The sequence below is a fragment of the Rhodococcus sp. P3_B8 genome (assembly GCF_056402775.1).
Genome location: NZ_JBFUGT010000662.1, coordinates 1 through 900, shown reverse-complemented (window position 1 = coordinate 900; position 900 = coordinate 1). Strand labels below are relative to the sequence as shown.

Here is a 900-nt window from a genome sequence, read left to right as displayed (position 1 = left end):
CCCCGCCATGGTCCCGATGTGGTTCTTCCCCATCGCCATCGCCGCCGGCAACACCGTCGTCCTCAAACCGTCCGAGAAGGACCCGACCGCCGCGATCTGGATGGCCGAACTCTGGGCCGAAGCCGGMCTSCCCGCCGGSGTSTTCAACGTCCTSCAGGGCGACAAGACCGCCGTCGACGAACTCCTCACCCACCCCGCSATCAAGGCCATCAGTTTCGTCGGCTCCACCCCCATCGCCCAGTACGTCTACGCCACCGGCACCGCCCACGGCAAACGCGTCCAAGCATTGGGTGGGGCGAAGAACCACGCCATCGTCCTSCCSGACGCCGACCTCGACCTCGCCGCCGACGCCATGGTCAACGCCGGCTTCGGGTCCGCCGGGGAACGCTGCATGGCCATCAGTGCCCTGGTCGCGGTCGGCGACATCGCCGACGAACTCGTCGCCAAGATCAAAGAGCGCACCGACACATTGAAGATCGGCGACGGCACCAAAGATTCCGACATGGGCCCGCTGGTGACCAAGGTGCACCGCGACAAGGTCGCCTCCTACATCGACGCCGGCGAAAACGACGGGGCCACCATCGTCGTCGACGGGCGCACCGTGCAGGCGAATGGCGGCAAGGACGGGTTCTGGCTCGGACCCACCCTGATCGACCACGTCACCACCGACATGTCCGTGTACACCGACGAAATCTTCGGACCCGTCCTCTCCGTCATCCGCGTCGACTCCTACGACGAGGCCCTGGAACTGGTGAACTCGAGCCAGTTCGGCAACGGCACCGCCATCTTCACCAACGACGGCGGCGCCGCCCGGCGGTTCCAGAACGAGGTCGAGGTCGGCATGGTCGGCATCAACGTCCCCATCCCCGTCCCCATGGCGTACTACCCATGGCGTACTAC

1 protein-coding gene is annotated in these 900 nt (G+C 66.1%); it reads left to right on the top strand.

Annotation, left to right across the window (positions count from 1 at the left end):
* The coding region (gene mmsA / locus AC1D1G_RS45565) for a CoA-acylating methylmalonate-semialdehyde dehydrogenase (protein WP_477956982.1) at nt 1–900 on the top strand (900 nt) is incomplete at both ends.